Annotated in this window: 11 protein-coding genes; 4 read left to right on the forward strand and 7 right to left on the reverse strand. The window is 71.4% G+C overall.

Annotated elements, in window-relative coordinates:
- Window positions 1-141: 141 nt before the first annotated feature.
- A complete protein-coding gene (gene mmuM / locus ACFYO0_RS19000) occupies window positions 142-1,077 on the reverse strand; it encodes a homocysteine S-methyltransferase (protein WP_388676921.1) in 936 nt (311 codons plus the stop codon).
- A gap of 427 nt (window positions 1,078-1,504) precedes the next feature.
- Here mmuM and ACFYO0_RS19005 point away from each other — a divergent pair, with 427 nt between their 5' ends.
- On the forward strand, window positions 1,505-4,648 hold the full coding sequence (locus ACFYO0_RS19005; protein ID WP_388676924.1) for a BTAD domain-containing putative transcriptional regulator: 3,144 nt from the start codon (window positions 1,505-1,507) through the stop codon (window positions 4,646-4,648).
- Here ACFYO0_RS19005 and ACFYO0_RS19010 read toward each other — a convergent pair.
- From ACFYO0_RS19010 to ACFYO0_RS19025, 4 genes are all read right to left on the reverse strand, one after another.
- The gene (locus ACFYO0_RS19010; protein ID WP_388676927.1) at window positions 4,629-5,426 is read right to left on the reverse strand and encodes an ABC transporter permease; all 798 of its coding nucleotides are present in this window, start codon (window positions 5,424-5,426) and stop codon (window positions 4,629-4,631) included. The genes ACFYO0_RS19005 and ACFYO0_RS19010 overlap by 20 nt on opposite strands.
- Window positions 5,423-6,394 (reverse strand): ATP-binding cassette domain-containing protein, encoded by a 972-nt coding sequence (locus ACFYO0_RS19015; protein ID WP_388676930.1) that lies wholly within the window; start codon window positions 6,392-6,394, stop codon window positions 5,423-5,425. Before ACFYO0_RS19015 ends, ACFYO0_RS19010 begins: the two co-directional genes overlap by 4 nt.
- A gap of 121 nt (window positions 6,395-6,515) precedes the next feature.
- Entirely contained in the window at window positions 6,516-7,829 is a 1,314-nt protein-coding gene (thrS, locus tag ACFYO0_RS19020) for a threonine--tRNA ligase (RefSeq protein ID WP_388676934.1), read from the reverse strand.
- 196 nt (window positions 7,830-8,025) lie between these two features.
- Window positions 8,026-8,844, reverse strand: a complete 819-nt coding sequence (locus ACFYO0_RS19025; protein WP_388676937.1) for an alpha/beta fold hydrolase — start codon at window positions 8,842-8,844, stop codon at window positions 8,026-8,028.
- Window positions 8,845-8,939: 95 nt separating this feature from the next.
- On the opposite strand from ACFYO0_RS19025, the gene ACFYO0_RS19030 reads away from it, so the two are divergent.
- Window positions 8,940-10,997 carry a transcriptional regulator gene (locus ACFYO0_RS19030; protein WP_388676940.1) on the forward strand — a complete coding sequence of 686 codons (2,058 nt, stop codon included), beginning with the start codon at window positions 8,940-8,942 and terminating at the stop codon, window positions 10,995-10,997.
- Between the two features lie 108 nt (window positions 10,998-11,105).
- Window positions 11,106-12,305, forward strand: coding sequence for an aminoglycoside phosphotransferase (locus ACFYO0_RS19035; RefSeq protein WP_388676942.1), 1,200 nt, complete (start codon window positions 11,106-11,108; stop codon window positions 12,303-12,305).
- Window positions 12,306-12,310: 5 nt separating this feature from the next.
- Here the strand turns inward: ACFYO0_RS19035 and ACFYO0_RS19040 are convergent, their stop codons facing one another.
- Window positions 12,311-13,138: an oxidoreductase gene (locus ACFYO0_RS19040; protein WP_388676945.1), complete on the reverse strand. Its 828-nt coding sequence runs from the start codon at window positions 13,136-13,138 to the stop codon at window positions 12,311-12,313.
- A gap of 91 nt (window positions 13,139-13,229) precedes the next feature.
- Between ACFYO0_RS19040 and ACFYO0_RS19045 the strand changes: the two genes are divergently transcribed.
- Window positions 13,230-14,129 (forward strand): LysR substrate-binding domain-containing protein, encoded by a 900-nt coding sequence (locus ACFYO0_RS19045; protein WP_388676948.1) that lies wholly within the window; start codon window positions 13,230-13,232, stop codon window positions 14,127-14,129.
- 29 nt (window positions 14,130-14,158) lie between these two features.
- Here ACFYO0_RS19045 and ACFYO0_RS19050 read toward each other — a convergent pair whose 3' ends face one another.
- A complete protein-coding gene (locus ACFYO0_RS19050; RefSeq protein WP_388676951.1) occupies window positions 14,159-16,279 on the reverse strand; it encodes an autotransporter in 2,121 nt (706 codons plus the stop codon).
- Between the last annotated feature and the right edge of the window lie 70 nt (window positions 16,280-16,349).

The following is a 16,349-nucleotide window of genomic DNA, read 5'->3' on the forward strand; positions in this document are numbered from 1 at the left end:
ATGCCGACCGGCTTCGCGCTGCCGCGCCCCAGTTCGGCGGCCTTCTTTCCGGGACGGCACCCTGGGAACGCCCGGTCCGGAGCATGCACGAGCGACCGTTCCCCGAACGTCAACAGGTCGTAAGGCCGACCGGCCGTAACCTCAACTCGCCCTGAGCGCCCCCGAGATCGACGTGATCGCCTCCGGCCCCACTCGGCAGCACCCGCCGATCAGCCGGGCACCGGCCTCCTGCCAGCCGCGTACCTCCTCGGTCGCGAAGGTGGAGCGGCCCGCCCAGGTGCGGGCCTCGGCGTCCCAGGTCTCGCCGCTGTTGGGGTAGACGACGACCGGCTTGCCGGTGACACGGGCGGCGATCTCGATCGCGCCGTCCACGTCCTCGGGGGCGCAGCAGTTCACGCCGACCGCGATCACCTCGTCCACGTCGGCGGCCAGCGCGAACGCCTCCTCCAGCGGCTGCCCGGCGCGAGTGCGGTCGCCTGCCACGCTGTACGACAGCCAGGCCGGCATCCCCAGCCCGCGCACCGCCCGCAGCAGCGCCTCGGCCTCGTCGGCGTCCGGCACCGTCTCCAGAGCCAGGACGTCCGGCCCGACGAACGCCAGCGCCTCCAGGCGAGGCCGGTGGAAGGCCTCCAGTTCGGCCACGCTCAGGCCGTACCGGCCGCGGTACTCGGAGCCGTCCGCGAGCATCGCGCCGTACGGCCCGACCGAGGCCGCCACGTACAGCGGCCGCGTGACGCCCTTCGCGCGCGCCTCCTCCGTCGCGTTCAGGGCCAACTCGATGCTCAGGGACATGAGTTCGGCTGCCCGCTCGCGCTTGATCCCGCGCCTCGCGAAGCCCTCGAAGGTGGCCTGGTAGCTGGAGGTGATCGCGACGTTCGCACCCGCCTCGAAGTACGCGAGGTGCGCCTCGGTGATCGCCTCGGGCCGCTCCGCGAGCAGCCGCGCCGACCAGAGTTCGTCGCTCAGATCGTGCCCGGCGGACTCCAGCTGGTTGGACATGCCGCCGTCGAGCACGAGCGTCCCCGTGGCGAGTGCGTCGGCGAGGAGAGGAGCGGAGAAGGGGGCGTCGCTGGTCATGCAACGACGCTAACCGAAGCGGGGGCAAACGCCCCTGTGTGTCCAGTACATGAACAGATCGACCACGATATGGGATCGCGGGATACGATCACGCGCCTCCCCCCTTCTCCCCACGGTCCCGCGAGCGGGTACGCCCCGCCGGGCCGGCCGGCGATCTGGTCGTGGCCGTCCTCTCCTTCGCCTTCTCCTTCTGGCTGATCGCGGGCGCCGGCTACGCGGGACATGCGGCTCCGTCGCGATGGGGGCCCCCTCATGGGGGTCCCCCCCGCTCGAGCGAAGCCGAGAGTGGGGGGAGAATTCGAGAGTGGGGAGCGACCAGCCACGACGGACCCGCAGTCGCCCGTGCACCCCAACCCGCCAGCCCGGAAGGCGCCCCGCCCAACGGCCGGAGGCAACCCACGGGCCGTGACCTGGCTAACCTGCACGGGTGACCACTGACCTGACTCTGCTGCCGCGTGTCGCCTATCGCGGACAGGAGGTCACCGCGCCCCGGCTCCGCGGCCTCCTGGCGCTGCTCGCGGGCGACTTGCGCACGGGCTGCAGCATCGAGCGGCTTGTGGAAGGGCTGTGGCTGCCGGACGAGTTGCCGGAGCGGCCGGGCAAGGCGGTGCAGGTCCTGGTGTCCAGGACGCGGGCGCAGCTGGGCGCCGATGCCGTCGTCAGCACGCCTACCGGATACCGGCTCAACCTCGCGGAGGACCAGGTCGACAGCTCCGCCCTGCTGCTGCACGCCGCCGCCGGAGCGGACCGGGCCAGGGCAGGGGACCACGCGGGATCGCTGGCCGCGGCCGAGGCCGGGCTCGCGCTGTGGGAGGGCACTCCTGCCGGGGGCGGCGACACCGACGACCCAGTAGCCGTGTTACGCGCCGAGCGCGCCCCCGTCCGCGCCGCTCTCGTACGCGCGCGGGCGCTCGCGCTCGCCCGGCTCGGGCGGCACACGGAGGCGGCCGGGCCGCTGGCCGTGGCCGCCTCGGAGTATCCGCGCGACGAGGAGGTGCTCGCCGAGCTGCTGCGCGGCGAAGCGGCGACGGCGGGCCCGTCCGCCGCGCTGATGCGGTACGAGGCGTACCGGCGTGAGCTGCGCAAGACGCTCGGCACGGATCCGGGGGCTCAGCTCAAGGTCGTACAGCAGGAGTTGCTGCGGGGCGAGGCGCCCACCGTACGGCACGGCGTGCCGCACGAGCCGAACCCGCTGCTGGGAAGGGACGAGGACATTGCGGCGGTGGAGCGGCTGCGCGTCTCCCGCGCCGTCACCGTCGCCGGTCCCGGTGGCCTCGGCAAGACCCGGCTCGCGTACGCCGTCAGCCGCCGGGCCGAGCAGCGCGTGGTGTATTTCGTGCCGCTCGCCGGCGTCACCGCGGACGCGGACGTGGCCGCGGAGGTGGCCTCCGCGCTCGGCGCGGGCGAGGGGCGGCACGGCGCCATGAGCGGCCACGCCCCGGCCGACCCGGTGTCCGGCATCCTCGGCGTGCTCGGCTCCGGGCCCGCTCTGCTGGTCCTCGACAACTGCGAACAGGTCATCCGGGGCGCCGCCGGCCTCGTACAGGCCCTGGTCTCGTCCTCGAAGGACCTGCGGGTGCTCGCCACCAGCCGGGCCCCGCTGGGCCTCACCTCGGAGGCGGTGTACGCGCTGCCGGAGCTCGGTCTCGACACCTCGGTCGAGCTGTTCACGCAGCGGGCCCGGGCCGCCCGGCCCGGCGTGGAGCTGCCGCCGGACGCGGTGGCCGAGCTGTGCCGCCACCTCGACGGACTGCCGCTCGCCGTGGAGCTGGCCGCGGCGCGGGTGCGAGTCCTTTCGGTGCAGGAGATCGCCCGTCGCCTCGGCGACCGGTTCGCGCTGCTGCGCGGCGGGGTGCGGGACGTGCCGGAGCGCCACCGCACGCTGCACGCGGTCGTGGAGTGGAGCTGGAACCTCCTCGACGACGAGGCCAGGGCGGCGATGCGCACGCTGTCCGTCTTCCCCGGCGGCTTCTCGGGCGAAGCGGCGGAGCAGGTCCTCGGTGAGGATGCGCTGTTTCTGCTGGAGCAGTTGGCCGATCAGTCACTGCTCACCGTCGCCGACACCAGCGCCGGCGTGCGGTTCAGGATGCTGGAGACCGTACGCGAGTTCAGCGCGGCCCGGTGCGCGGAGGCGGGTGAGGAGGACGAGACGATCGGCCGGTTCCTCGCCTGGGCGCGGGACTTCGGGGTCGCGAACCACGACTGGCTCTTCCGCTCGGAACCGCTGATCGACTTGGAGCGGATCAGGGCCGAGCAGGACAACCTCGTGCTGGCCCTGCGGCTCGCCCTGGCCCGTACGGACGGCCCCACCACCGCCGCCCTCACCGCGGTCCTCGCCGCCCTGTGGTCCATCGGCTCCAACTACCCCCGCCTCACCTCCCTCGCCGCGGACACCGGCCCGCCGCTGTCGCACTACCACCCCGAGCCCGCATACGTCGAAGTCGCCCGCTCCGCCGCGGTGTTGTGCACGACGAGCCTGTTCATGGGCTACGGCCCGGTCGCCATACGCCAGCTCGTCACCCTCCGGCGGCTGCCCCCGGCCCCGCCGGACACGCTGCTGCGCGCCATCGGGGTGGTGCTGAGCGCGGTCCCCGAGATGCTGCCGCCCGACTACGAAGTGCTGCGCGAGCTCTGCGAGAGCGAGCAGCCACTGCTCGCCGGCATCGCGGAGTGCGTCGCCACCTACGTCTGGGAGTCGGAGCACGACATCGACCGCGCGCTCGCCTCGGCTCGGCGGATCATCGCCGCACTGGCGCCGGTCGACAACCCGTTCCTGCAGCTCATGGGTCACGCCCGGCTGAGCGAGCTGTGCTTGCAGACGGAGCAGGGCGAGGCCGCATACGGACACCTCAAGGCGGCGCTCCAGGCGCTGCCGCGGCTCGGCGACGAGCACGACCTCATCGGCATCCGCTGGGCCCTCGTCCTCGCCTGCCTGCAGCGGGGCGACCCCGACGAGGCCGAGTACTGGCTGCGGCAGGCGGAGGGCGCCGACCCCACGAAGCAGGAGGCCTACAGCATGGACCTCCTCGGGCGCGCCGAGATCGCGCTCGCCCGCGGACTGACGGAGGTGGGGCTCGGCTTGTGGCGCAGCGCCGTGCAGCCGCTGCCCGAAGCCGACTCGATCCACGGCGGCGACCCCTTCTTCGACCGGTGGGTGCTGCAGATCCTGGCGGTGGCGGTGACGGCGCACGCATACGCCGACCGTCTCGAGCTGGTCGCGGAGCCGGTCGACCGGCTGCGGCAGGGGCTGCGGACCCTGCTCTCCGGTCCGTCCGGCTCGCACATGGAGTTCCCTGTGATCGGGACGGTGCTGCACGCGCTCGGCATGGCGGGGCTCGCGTCCGGTGACGCCGGTGCCGTACGGATGATCGCGCTGGCCGAACGGCTGCGGGTGCTGCGCGATTTCCAGCCGACGATGTCGGCGGACCGCGCCCGGCAGGCGGTCGGGGCCGCCGAGGAGGCCGACAGGGCGGCGTACGCCGACGCGGTGTCGGAGTACGCCGCCCTGGGGCGGGACGAGCTGCGCGAGGCAGCCCGCGCGATCATCTCGGCTACTTCGGGTCGCGGTTGAACAGCGACGTGGACCAGCGGTAGCCGAGCACGGTCAGGCCGACGCACCAGGCGAGCGCGATCCACCAGTTGTTGCCGATCTCGGTGCCGAGCAGCAGGCCGCGCAGGGTCTCGATGGCCGGTGTGAACGGCTGGTACTCGGCGATCGGCTGGAACCAGCCCGGGATCGCGTCGATGGGGACGAAGGCGCTCGAGATGAGCGGGAGGAGGATCAGCGGCGTTGCCATGTTGCTGGCCGCCTCGGGGTTCGGGCTGGCCATGCCCATCCCGACCGCGATCCAGGTGAGCGCCAGGGTGAACAGCGCGATCAACCCGAACGCCGCCAGCCACTCCAGGGCCGTGGCGTCCGTGGACCTGAAGCCGATGGCCACGGCGATGGCACCGACGAGGACAAGGCTGGCGAGCACCTGCAGCACGCTGCCGACGACGTGCCCGACGAGCACAGAGCCGCGGTAGACCGCCATCGTGCGGAAGCGGGCGATGAGGCCCTCGGTCATGTCCATGGAGACGGAGACCGCGGCTCCGATCACGGTGCTGCCGATGGTCATGATCAGGAGGCCCGGTACGAGATAGGCGATGTAGTCGGAGCGGTCCGCGCCGCCGCCACCGATGCCCTCGCTCATCACACCTCCGAAGACGTAGACGAAGAGCAGCAGCAGCATGATCGGCGTCAGCAGCAGGTTCAGGGTCATGGACGGGTAGCGCCGGGCGTGCAGGAGGTTCCGGCGCAGCATCGTGTTCGAGTTGCGTACCGCAATGGAGAGGGCGCTGGCGCTCATCGGACAGACTCCTTGGGCTGGTTGGGGACCTTGGTTCCGCCGGTCAGGGCGAAGAACACGTCGTCGAGGTCGGGGGTGTGCACGGTCAGCTCGTCCGCCTCGACGCCGGCCGAGTCCAGCCAGTCGAGGATGGAGCGCAGCTCGCGCTGGCTGCCGTCGCTGGGGATCTGCAGCGCCAGCGCCTCGTCGTCCCTGCCGGCCTCGCGCAGGGCGACGGCGGCGGACTGGTACGCGGACGGGTCGGTGAACCGCAGCCGCACATGCCCGCCCGGGATGAGCCGCTTCAGTTCGGCGGCGCTGCCCTCGGCGGCGATCTTGCCGTTGCTCAGCACCGCGATGCGGTCGGCCAGTTCGTCGGCCTCCTCCAGGTACTGCGTGGTGAGGAAGACGGTGACGCCGTCGGAGACCAGTTCGCGGATGATCCCCCACATGTTGTGGCGGCTGCGCGGGTCGAGTCCGGTGGTCGGCTCGTCGAGGAAGATGATCCGCGGGTTGCCGACCAGGGTCATGGCGATGTCGAGACGGCGCTTCATGCCGCCGGAGTAGGTGGAGACGGGCTTCTTCGCGGCCTCCACCAGGTCGAAGCGCTCAAGGAGTTCGGCGGCGGTACGGCGGCCCTCGCTGCGGGAGAGCAGGTGCAGATCCGCCATGAGGAGCATGTTCTCCTCGCCGGTGATCAGGCCGTCAACAGCGGAGAACTGCCCGGTGACGCCGATCGCGGCACGCACGGCCTGCGGGTCGGCGGCCAGGTCGTGGCCGCCGACGTGCAGATCGCCGGCGTCGGCGGTGATCAGTGTGGAGAGGATCTTGACGGCGGTGGTCTTGCCGGCGCCGTTCGGACCGAGCAGAGAGAAGACGGTGCCGGCCGGTACCGCCAGGTCGATACCGTCGAGGACCGTCTTGTCCCCGTAGGCCTTGCGCAGCCCCTTGGCCGCGATGGCGAGTGAGTGCGATGTCGTTGTCGTCATGACGCAGAGGTTGCGGCAGGGCGCATTCAGCCCGGTTTCACGATGCTTTCAGCACCTCGAAACCGCGGCTGCGCGCCTGCTCTCCGTCAGGAGTCCGCGGAGTTCGTGCTCGGACGCGGCCTCAGCGGGGCGCGCCGTCCCACAGGTCGGTGCGGTGGGCGCCGACCAGGGCGGCGATCCGGGCGAGGACTTCCCCCACGGGCAGCGGATCGAGGCGTCGACCGTCCCGCAGACGCACCGCGACCAGATCATCGGCGGCCTCCTTGGCGCCGATCACCGCCTGGTACGGCACGAGGCGGGCCTCCCGGACACGGGCGCCCAGGCTGCCGCGTTCCGGTCCGGCGATCTCGGCCCGCAGTCCGCGCCGGGCACAAGTCCCCGCGAGCGCGACGGCGTTCGGCAACTCGGCGGCGGAGACGGGAAGGATCGCCACCTGGGTGGGCGCGAGCCAGGCCGGGAAGGCGCCACCGTGCTCCTCGATGAGATGCGCGACGACCCGCTCGACACTTCCGATGATGCTGCGGTGGACCATGACGGGCCGGTGTTTCGCACCGTCCGCGCCGATGTAGTGCAGGCCGAACCGCTCCGGCTGGTGGAAGTCGACCTGGACGGTGGACAGGGTGGACTCCCGGCCGGCGCCGTCGGTGACTTGTACGTCGATCTTCGGCCCGTAGAACGCGGCCTCGCCCTCGGCAGCCTCGTACGGCAGACCCGATCGGTCCAGGACGTCGGTCAGCAGCGCGGTCGACCGCTCCCACAACTCGGTGGCGGCGACGTACTTCCCACCGGGGCCGGGGAGGGACAGCCGGTAGCGCGCCGGGCTGATACCGAGCGCCTCATATGCCCGGCGGATCATCTCCAGGGCGGCCTCTGCTTCCTCCGCCACCTGCTCCACGGTGCAGAAGATGTGCGCGTCGTTGAGCTGGATGGCCCGTACGCGGGTCAGCCCGCCGAGTACACCGGACAGCTCGGAGCGGTACATGCCGCCCAACTCGGCCATACGCAGGGGCAGTTCGCGGTAACTGTGCGAGCGCGAGCGATAGATGACCGCGTGATGGGGACACAGGCTCGGCCGCAGCACGACCTGCTCCCCGCCCAGCTCCATCGGTGGGAACATGTCGTCGCTGTAGTGCGACCAGTGCCCCGAGATCTCGTACAACTCCCGCTTGCCGAGCACCGGCGAGTACACATGCCGATAGCCCGCCTTTCGCTCGACGGTGCGGATGTACTCCTCCAGGGCGTGCCGTACGACCGCGCCATCAGGCAGCCAGTACGGCAGCCCTGCTCCGATCAGCGGGTCGGTGTCGAACAGGCCGAGCTCACGCCCGAGTTTGCGGTGGTCGTTCATGGCGGTCTCCTCGCGGTGGGCTCCGGGCGAGTGACCGCACAAGCCGAAGCCCCGGGGCACTCGCCCCGGGGCTTCGGACTCAGACATCGGTCAGCGCGCCGGGACACTCTCCGGCGTCGTCGTCATGTGGGCGCGCTTCATGCCGGGGACGGTAGCAGGGACGCCTCGTCGTCCGCTCGAGACTTTTTCCGCTACGTCCGCTACGTCGTCGAGCGGGCCCTCTCCCTCCCACACCACTCCGAACGACTCGCCGTCCGCTGGGAAGACGCCTCGACCGGCCCGGTCAGGACGTGATCGGGTGACGGTCCAGGAACTGGGCCAGGGCATCGGCGACCGGCTGAGGCCGTTCGATGTGGAGGAGGTGGCCCACACCGTCGATGACGCGTTCCTCGATGTCGGGCACGGTCGAACGCAGGAACTCGGCGACTTCGACCCACAACCGCTGGGTGTTCCTCCCGAGCACGGACAGCACCGGTTGCCTGATCGCCGCGGCATGATCGGGGCCGAACCGCCACTCGGTCAGGGCGGGGAGTTCGACACCGAAGAAGGTGTCGGCGTCCTTGACCGTCTGCGCGACGCTGCCCGGCACGCGCGTTTCGAGCAACGTCCGGCAGCGCTCCCAGTGCATCCCGCTGACGACGGACATGAACAGCCCGAGGGCTCGTTCGGCGTCCCCGTCGGCGTACGCCTCGAACGCCGGTGCCGCTTGTGCGAAGAACCCCTCGCCGGCGGGCACCGACAACAGGGACAGCTCCAGCAGGGCGACCGTGGCGATGCGGTCGGGGTGGTCCTGGGCGAGCTGGGCGGCGACCGCCGCGCCGCTCGAGTGCCCGGCCACGTGGGCGCGGGTCACGCCAAGGCGGTCGAGCAGCGCGATGGCGTCGGTGGCGTGGTCGGCGACGGTGACCGGCCCGGAGGTGTGGGTGCTGCCGCCCCATCCCCGCTTGTGGTAGCGGATGAGCCGGCGGCGGCCGGTGAGGGCCGGCTCGGTGACGAGCGGGACGAACCCGTCGGCGAGGACCGGGCTGATGAACAGCACCGGCTCGCCGGACCCGCGGACCTCGCATTCGATCTGGATGTCGTTCACTGTGAGGGTGTTCATGGCGTCCTCCTCGACTGTCATGGCTCACCAAGAAGGCGTAAGCGAGACTGTTACCGCCGTAACCGCCTCGCCCCCGGGATCGAAGGAACGTGTTCGTGACCGATGCCACCGGCGACGGGGCCGCGCTGGAGCGGGCCAGGGACGCCGCGGCCCGCGGCGCGTGGGCGGACGCCTACGACGCCTACCTGGCGGCCCGGAATACGGGCGAGCTCGGCCCTGAGGAGCTCGCCGATTTCGCCGACGTCGCGTATGCCGCGGGGCATCTCGATGTCACGATCGAGACGTGGGAGCGGCTCCACAGCGAGCTGGCCGGGCTGGGCGAGGCCAACGGCGCGGCCGGAGCGGCCGTTCGGGTGGCCATGCACCTGCTGCTCGACACCGCCCTCATGGCACCGGTGCGGGGATGGCTCCGTCGCGCCGAACACCTCCTCGATCTCGATCTCGATCCCGCGTCGGAGACTCCCGCGCACGCATGGTTCGCGGTGGTGCGCACCTTCGAGCGTCTCCTCAGCGGCGACCTCGACGACGCTCGGGACTGGGCCGGGCGGGCGGTCGAGACCGGCACGCACACCGATCCGGCGGCAGCGGCGGTCGGGCGTGTGGCCCAGGCCCGGCTGGTGATTCTCGACGGCGACATCGAGCGGGGGCTGGAACTCCTCGACGACGCGGGCGCGGCGGCGATGTCCGGCGACCTCGACCCGCTCTCGACGGGGGTCGTCTACTGCGAGCTGGTGTGTGCGCTGCAGGGCCTGGCCCAGTACGACCTGGCCGAGCAGTGGACCGAGGCGATGGAGCGGTGGGCGCGCACGAACGCGATCGGCAGCCTGCACGGCCGGTGCCGAGTGCATCGGGCCGAGATCCTGCGCCTGCGGGGCCAGTGCGCCAACGCCGAGCAGCAGGTACTGCTCGCGTGCGACGAGCTGCGTCCCTATGTCCGGCGCGAGCTGGGCTGGCCGCTGACGGAGCTGGCCCGGATCCGGCTGCGGCGCGGGGATCTGACCGGCGCCGAAGAGGCGCTGCTCGCCGCCCATCGCCTCGGATGGGATCCCGAACCAGGACTCTCGCTCGTCCGACTCGCCGACGGCGACGCCGACACGGCGGCCGCCACGATCCGCGAGGCGCTGACCCGGCCGCTGCCGGTTCCTTCGAAGGAACTTCCCCCCACCACCGAGTTGCGCCGGGCGCCGTTGCTGGACGCGCAGGTCAAGATCGCCAGTGCCCGCCTCGACCTGGAGACGGCGCGGGCCGCGGCCCGCGAGCTCGACGACGTGGCCGTCCGCTTCGCCAGCAACGCGCTCGCCGCGTCAGCGCTGCGGGCACGGGGCGAGGTCCTCCTCGCCGAGGGCGACGCGGCCGGAGCCTCGGCGCTGTTCGCCGACGCCGTCCGCGCCTGGAGCGAGATCGGCGCGCCCTTTGAGACGGCCGAGTGCCGGCTTCGCCTCGCGGATGCCCACCACGACCTGGGCCGCACCCAGGCCGAAACGCTTGAGCGGGAGGCGGCGCGTGCCGAGCTCGAACGGATCGCCACCGCACCCGCGGACGCCCCGTCGCAGACGGCGACGACCGACCCATCGCAGTCGGCGACGACCGAGCCGAACACGTTCGTCCGGGAGGCCGATTACTGGAGGGTCGTCTTCGACGGTCGGCGCGTGACCGTCCGCGACAGCAAGGGCATGCACCACCTCGCCCGGCTGCTCGCCGCGCCCGGCCGGGAGTTCCATGTCCTCGACCTCGTCGCAGCCGACAGCGACGACCCCACCGCCACGGGGAGGCTTCTGCGCTCCGGCGACGCCGGTCCCCTCCTGGACGACCGTGCCAAGCAGATGTACCGCCGGCGGCTCGCCGAGATCGACGACGACATCGAAGAAGCCCAAGTCGCGGGCGACATGACCAGGCAGGCACAGGCCGAGTTCGAACGCGATTTCCTGATCAATGAACTCGCCCGGGCGGTCGGACTCGGCGGACGCGACCGGCGTGCCGGCGCGGCGTCCGAGCGGGCCCGGGCCGCGGTGACCCAAGCCCTGCGCAAGGCCATCGACCGCATCCGTGACGCCTGCCCACCGCTCGGCGACCATCTCGACCGCACCATCCGCACGGGAGCCTTCTGCGCGTACTTCCCCGACCCTCGCTTCCCTTCCACGTGGTTCACGTGATGCAGGGGGCCGTCGTCCTGCGACTCCCTCGCTCAACCCACCGCCACGGCGGGCCGCGTGGCCGGCGGGGAGGCTGCGGATTCCCGCCCCGCCGCTTATGATCACCGCATGCCTGAGGCCGCCGCCCCTCTCTTCCCACGGCTCGCGGACGAAGTCCGAACGATATTCCAAGTCCCGCTGGACCGCGCGGAGTTCGAGCCCCTCACGCACAACCCGAAGAACGGCGTCACCGGAGGCGTATGGCGCGTCCGCGTCGCCGACCGGTCGGCCGTGCTGAAGGTGCTGACCCGCGGGAAGCCCACGACCCCGACCTGGGCCGCCTCGGAAGATCCGCGGCACTGGAACTTCTGGCGGCGCGAGGCACATGTGTACGAGGACGGGATCGCCCGGACCTGGGAGCCGTGGGGGATCACCGCGCCCAAGCTGCTCGCCTCCGTCGAACGCCCCGACGGCGACGTGGCGTTGTGGCTCGAGGATGTGGCGGGCGAACCGGCCACGGGATGGTCCGTCGACGCCCACGCCCGGCACGCGCGGCGGCTGGGCGCGGCCCACGGCAGGGCGCTCGCGGACGGCGCGGACGGCGCGGAGGGCATGGACGGCGCGGACGGCGCGGACGGTGTGGAGGGCATGGACGGCATGGATGGCGTGGTCCTCGACCGGCCCTGGTTCAGCCGCCGCTTCCTGCGGGACTACACCGCCGCCCAGACGGTGGGCCGCGAGCTGCTCGACGACGACGTGGCGTGGCGGCAGCCGCTGGTGCGCGACCATTTCCCCGCCGGGCTCCGTGAGGAGATGGTGCGGCTGCGCCACGAACGCGAGTGGTTCCTGCGGGTCATGGAGTCGCTGCCCCGCGTCTTCAGCCACCTCGACCAGTGGCCCGCCAACCTCGTCTCGCACCACGGCCGAAGCGTGCTGTTCGACTGGGCGTTCGCGGGCGACGGCGCCCTCGGCGAGGACATCGGCAACTACATCCCCGACACGATCTTCGACGGGTTCCTGCCCGCCGCCCGGCTGCCCGAACTCGCGACCGCCGTCTACGAGGGCTACGTACGCGGCCTGCGCGACAGCGGCTGGCAGGGCGACGAACGGCTCGTCCGGCTCGGCGTGTGCGCCTCCGCGGTGAAGTACGACTGGCTCACCGCCCTGATGCTGTCCCGCGCGGGCGACGCCCAACAGCTCGACTACGGCGGCAGCCGCGCCGTGGAGGCCGAGCACCGCTACCGCGAACGCGGCATGGTGCTGGCCTTCCTGGCGGACTGGGCCCGGGAAGCCCGCGGTATCGCGACCGAACTCGGCTTCGGCCACTGAATCCTTCAGTCGCTGAACGCGGTCGCCCGTGTGACCTTCTCCCAGTCGGCGATCTCCGCACGGACCCCGTCGAGGTGGCCGACCACCGCATCCACGGCGTCGTCGCCCAGGGGAAGCCGCAGCGGAGTCTGCTCGGCGTTCAGCGCCGCGAGGATCGCAGCGGCCGCCTTCGCCGGATCACCGGGCTGGCTGCCGTCACCGGCGGCGACCATCCGCCGCGTCGGCCCCACCGTCTCGGCATACGCATCGAGTTCCGCACTCGCGCTGATGTTGCCGAACAATCCCGTACGGAAGGCACCCGGCTCGACGATCAGCACCTTGATGCCGTACGGCCGTACCTCGTCCGCCAGCGCCTCCGACATGCCCTCAAGGGCGAACTTGGTCCCGCTGTACGCGGAGAATCCGGCGAACGACATCTGTCCGCCCATGCTGCTCAGCTGCACGATCGCCCCGGAGCGGCGGTCGCGCATGTGCGGCAGCACGGCGCGGACCAGGGCGGCGGGTCCGAAGACGTGCACGTCGAAGAGGTCCCGCAGCTCGGTGTCCGTGGATTCCTCGAAGGCGCCGACATGGCTGCGGCCCGCGTTGTTGACCAGCACGTCGATCCGCCCGTGCCGTTCCACCACGTCCCGCACGGTCGTGTCGATCCGAGCCGCGTCGGTGACGTCCAGGGCCACCGCCTCCACCTGGTCGGGATGGGCCGCGACCAGATCGTCCAGTGCGGCCGGACGGCGCGCCGTCGCCACCACGACGTCACCCGCCGCGACCGCCGCCTCGGTGATCGCCCGCCCGAAGCCGCTGTTAGCCCCGGTCACCAGCCATACCTTGCTCATCTCAGGCTCCTCGCGCGTCGACTCCCTGTGCCGACAAGCCTGTCCGTGAACCCGGTCGCCCGTCCAAGACCTGTCGTGATAACCGTTGGTTATGGACGTGCACGGCAGGGATCTGAGGTACTTCGTCGCGGTCGCCGAGGAACTGCATTTCACGCGGGCCGCCGAGCGGCTGTATGTCTCGCAGCCTGCCCTGAGCAAGCAAGTCAGGTCGCTGGAGCGGCAGTTGGGAGCGCCGCTGTTCGAGCGGGACAGGCAGGGGGTACGGCTGACACCGGTGGGCGCGGCGCTGTTGCCGTACGCCCGTCGGGTCCTCGCCGACTGGGAGGAGGCCCGGGACGCGATGGAGCGGGCCAAGGCCGAGCAGGCCGCCGTCCTCGTCGTGGGCATGAGTACGAGCCCCGCGCGGGGCGGCCTGCTTCCGGCCATCCGCTCCCGGTTCACCGAAGCGCGTCCGGAAGCCACGCTGCGGCTGCGGCAGACCGGCTGGGAGGACCCGACCGCCGGGCTCGCGGACGGCTCGGTCGACGTGGCGTACGTATGGCTGCCGGTCCCCGCCCTCGACCGTTATACGTACGTCGTGGTCGCCGAGGAGCCACGCCTGGTGGCCCTGCCCCAGACGCACCCCCTCGCGGCGCGCGAGTCCGTCGACTTCGCCGATCTGCTGGACGAACCGTTCCTCGCCCTGCCGAAGAGCGCGGGCGTGCTGCGCGAGTACTGGCTGGCCCTCGACGAACGGCCCGGCGGCCCGCCGCGTATCGGAGCGGAGATCGCCAGCACGGAGGAGACGTACGAGGCACTGGTGGACGGCCGTGGCGTCTGCCTGGTCGCGGCCGGGAACGCGCCCCTGATCAGCCTGGGCGGAGTCGTCACCCGCCCGGTCCACGGCCTGTCACCCAGCAGACTCGCCCTCGCCGCCCGCGCCGACGACCACCGCCCACTGGTACTCGACTATTTGCGGGCGGCCCGGAAGGTGTCCGTCCTCGTCAGCTGACGTCTGGACGCTTGACCGTCCAGGAAGGTTCACGCAGCATGCCGCCCACCCCTTCGTCCCGTTCGCCTGCGCCTGCTCACCGGCACGATCAGCGCCGCCAGGCCTCCCAGAACCGCCGCTGCCACCCACCACGCGAGCGGTACGGAACTCCCGTCGCTCGCGTTCTCGGTAGCGGCGGACTTCGGGGCGGCGCCGGAGGGCTGGGGAGTGGCGCGGGAGGTCGCTGAGGGGCTCGGGGTGTTCTTGCCGGAGAGGACGACGTCGTTGCCGTCGCCGCCGCGGTAGCTGATCCGGTACTCGGTCTTGCCCACCTTGAGCTTGGCGCCTTCCTTCAGACCCCTGAAGGTGCCGGTGGTCTTCGACCTGCCGGTGTGGTCGATGACGGTGACCGGCTTGGAAGACGTCGCAGAGGCCGGCTCGACAACGAGCTTCCCGCCCAGCCGCAACGCGCCTTCGACCTTCAGCGCCCGGTCCTTCACGGTCAGTTGGCCGCCCGCGCCCTGCGTGTAGTCCCCGGTCACCGTGACTCCGCCGGCGACCTTCCCCGTACCCGTATTCGTCACCGTTCCGACGACCTTGCCCTTGCCGCTCAGGGACGAGCTGAGGTTCAGCGCCCCTCCGGACGCCTTGCGCACATCCAGCCGCGCGCCCGGTGAAGTGAGCCGGATCCCCTTGCTGCGCGCCAGGCTCGCCCCGTCGAGCGCGAGCGTGCCCTTTGTGACGGTCGTTGTGCCCGAGTACGTCACGCCGCCGGTCAGCGTGGTCGTGGCGGCACCCGACTGCGTGAGGGAGCCGCTGCCGCTGATCCTGGACAGGGAGAGCGGCTTGGCGGTGTTGCGGAGTACCAGCGAGCCGTTGTTGACGAGCTTGTAGAGGTCGCCCTTGGTATAGAGGCCGCCGTCGCCGCCCGACCTGCCGCTGCCAAGGCGCAGTACCGCACCCTTTTCGATGGTCGTCGAGCCGTTGTAGTGCTGGACGGCGGCGAAGGTGACGTCGTTGCCCCTCGTCCCCTTGATGACGATGTCGCCGGCGCCGGGAGCGGACAGGGTGTCGTGGAAGACGCCGCCGCCGATCGGCGCGCCGAGCGTCACGGGCCCGTTGTAGTTGAACGTGAGCAGCGAACGGGACCGGGCCGCGAGCAGGTTGATGTATACGGTCTCGGCGGTGCCCGGCATGAAGATCTCGTTCGTGGTGCCGTCGCCCCACTGGACGTTGGCGCCCTTGATGTTGGTGCCGCGCTTGTTGATGTTCTTCCGCGCGGGCGTCCAGTTCAGGGCGGGGTCGCTGAGCGAGGGGTTGGTGTCGCCACCCTGGTTCGACCAGCTGTACTGGCCGGTCAGGACGACCTTGCTCCCCGGCCGGGACTGCACGTTGATGTCGCTGCCGTACTCGCGCTGGTAGAAGTCCATGCGCTGGGTGACGGTCTGGCCCAGCGGGGTGTCGACGGTCCAGGTGCCCTGGTTGAGGATCTTGCGCACATTGGGCAGTGACGTCGCGTACTCCGGTCGTCCGGCGTTCGCCTGTGTGCCGTTGTCGATCACCCCGGAGAAGGGGTGGGTGCCTGAGATGTCCCAGGTGCCCCAGAGGAATCGCGGCTGGGTGATCAGCCCCGAGCCGCTGATGGTGCCCAGGTTGTAGGCGCTCGTCAGGGAGAGCCGCAGGGTGCCGTCGACCCGGATGTTGTCCTGGTTGAGCCGGAACGCCGGGGTGTTGTACGGGAAGTGGCCGATCAGCCCGGTGGTGCCGCCGTTGCCGTACTGCAGGGTCGCACCGCGCTCCACCGTGATCGCGGGCGGGTCCGGGTTGGTCGTGGTGACGTACGGGTGGTTGCCGCCCTGCGTCCTCACCGCTTGCCGCTGCCGTGACTTCGGCAGCGTGAAGTCGCTGTCCTTGGTCAGGATCAGCGTGCCGGAGCCGCGCACGGTGAGCGTGCCCTCGCCCCGGAACACCCCGTTGTACGTGGTCTCCCCGGTCGGCACCGTCACCACCGCGTCGCCGTCGAGCGTCACGTCGCGGCCCGCGAGTACCGCCGCGGTGACGTCGTCGGCTGCGGCGGGTGCCGCCGTCGCGCTCGGCGTGATGATCCCTGTAGCGAGCACGGCCAGTGCCGCGCCCGCTCCTGCTGCCCGCACATGGATGTTCTTGTTCACGCCTGTGGAGACGGAAGCGGTGCGGGTCCGATAACAAAAACTTGGGCCCCGCTTGGATCAGAAAGTGTCC

Origin of the sequence: Streptomyces sp. NPDC006365 (assembly GCF_042870755.1) — a bacterium.
In the GTDB taxonomy this organism is placed as follows: domain Bacteria; phylum Actinomycetota; class Actinomycetes; order Streptomycetales; family Streptomycetaceae; genus Streptomyces; species Streptomyces xiangluensis.

Coding starts and splice junctions, on each gene's coding strand:
- ACFYO0_RS19025 (WP_388676937.1), bottom strand. CDS start 8,844: ATGAACACCCTCACAGTGAACGACATCCAGATCGAATGCGAGGTCCGC.
- ACFYO0_RS19015 (WP_388676930.1), bottom strand. CDS start 6,394: ATGACGACAACGACATCGCACTCACTCGCCATCGCGGCCAAGGGGCTG.
- ACFYO0_RS19010 (WP_388676927.1), bottom strand. CDS start 5,426: ATGAGCGCCAGCGCCCTCTCCATTGCGGTACGCAACTCGAACACGATG.
- mmuM (WP_388676921.1), bottom strand. CDS start 1,077: ATGACCAGCGACGCCCCCTTCTCCGCTCCTCTCCTCGCCGACGCACTC.
- ACFYO0_RS19040 (WP_388676945.1), bottom strand. CDS start 13,138: ATGAGCAAGGTATGGCTGGTGACCGGGGCTAACAGCGGCTTCGGGCGG.
- thrS (WP_388676934.1), bottom strand. CDS start 7,829: ATGTCTGAGTCCGAAGCCCCGGGGCGAGTGCCCCGGGGCTTCGGCTTG.
- ACFYO0_RS19045 (WP_388676948.1), top strand. CDS start 13,230: ATGGACGTGCACGGCAGGGATCTGAGGTACTTCGTCGCGGTCGCCGAG.
- ACFYO0_RS19035 (WP_388676942.1), top strand. CDS start 11,106: ATGCCTGAGGCCGCCGCCCCTCTCTTCCCACGGCTCGCGGACGAAGTC.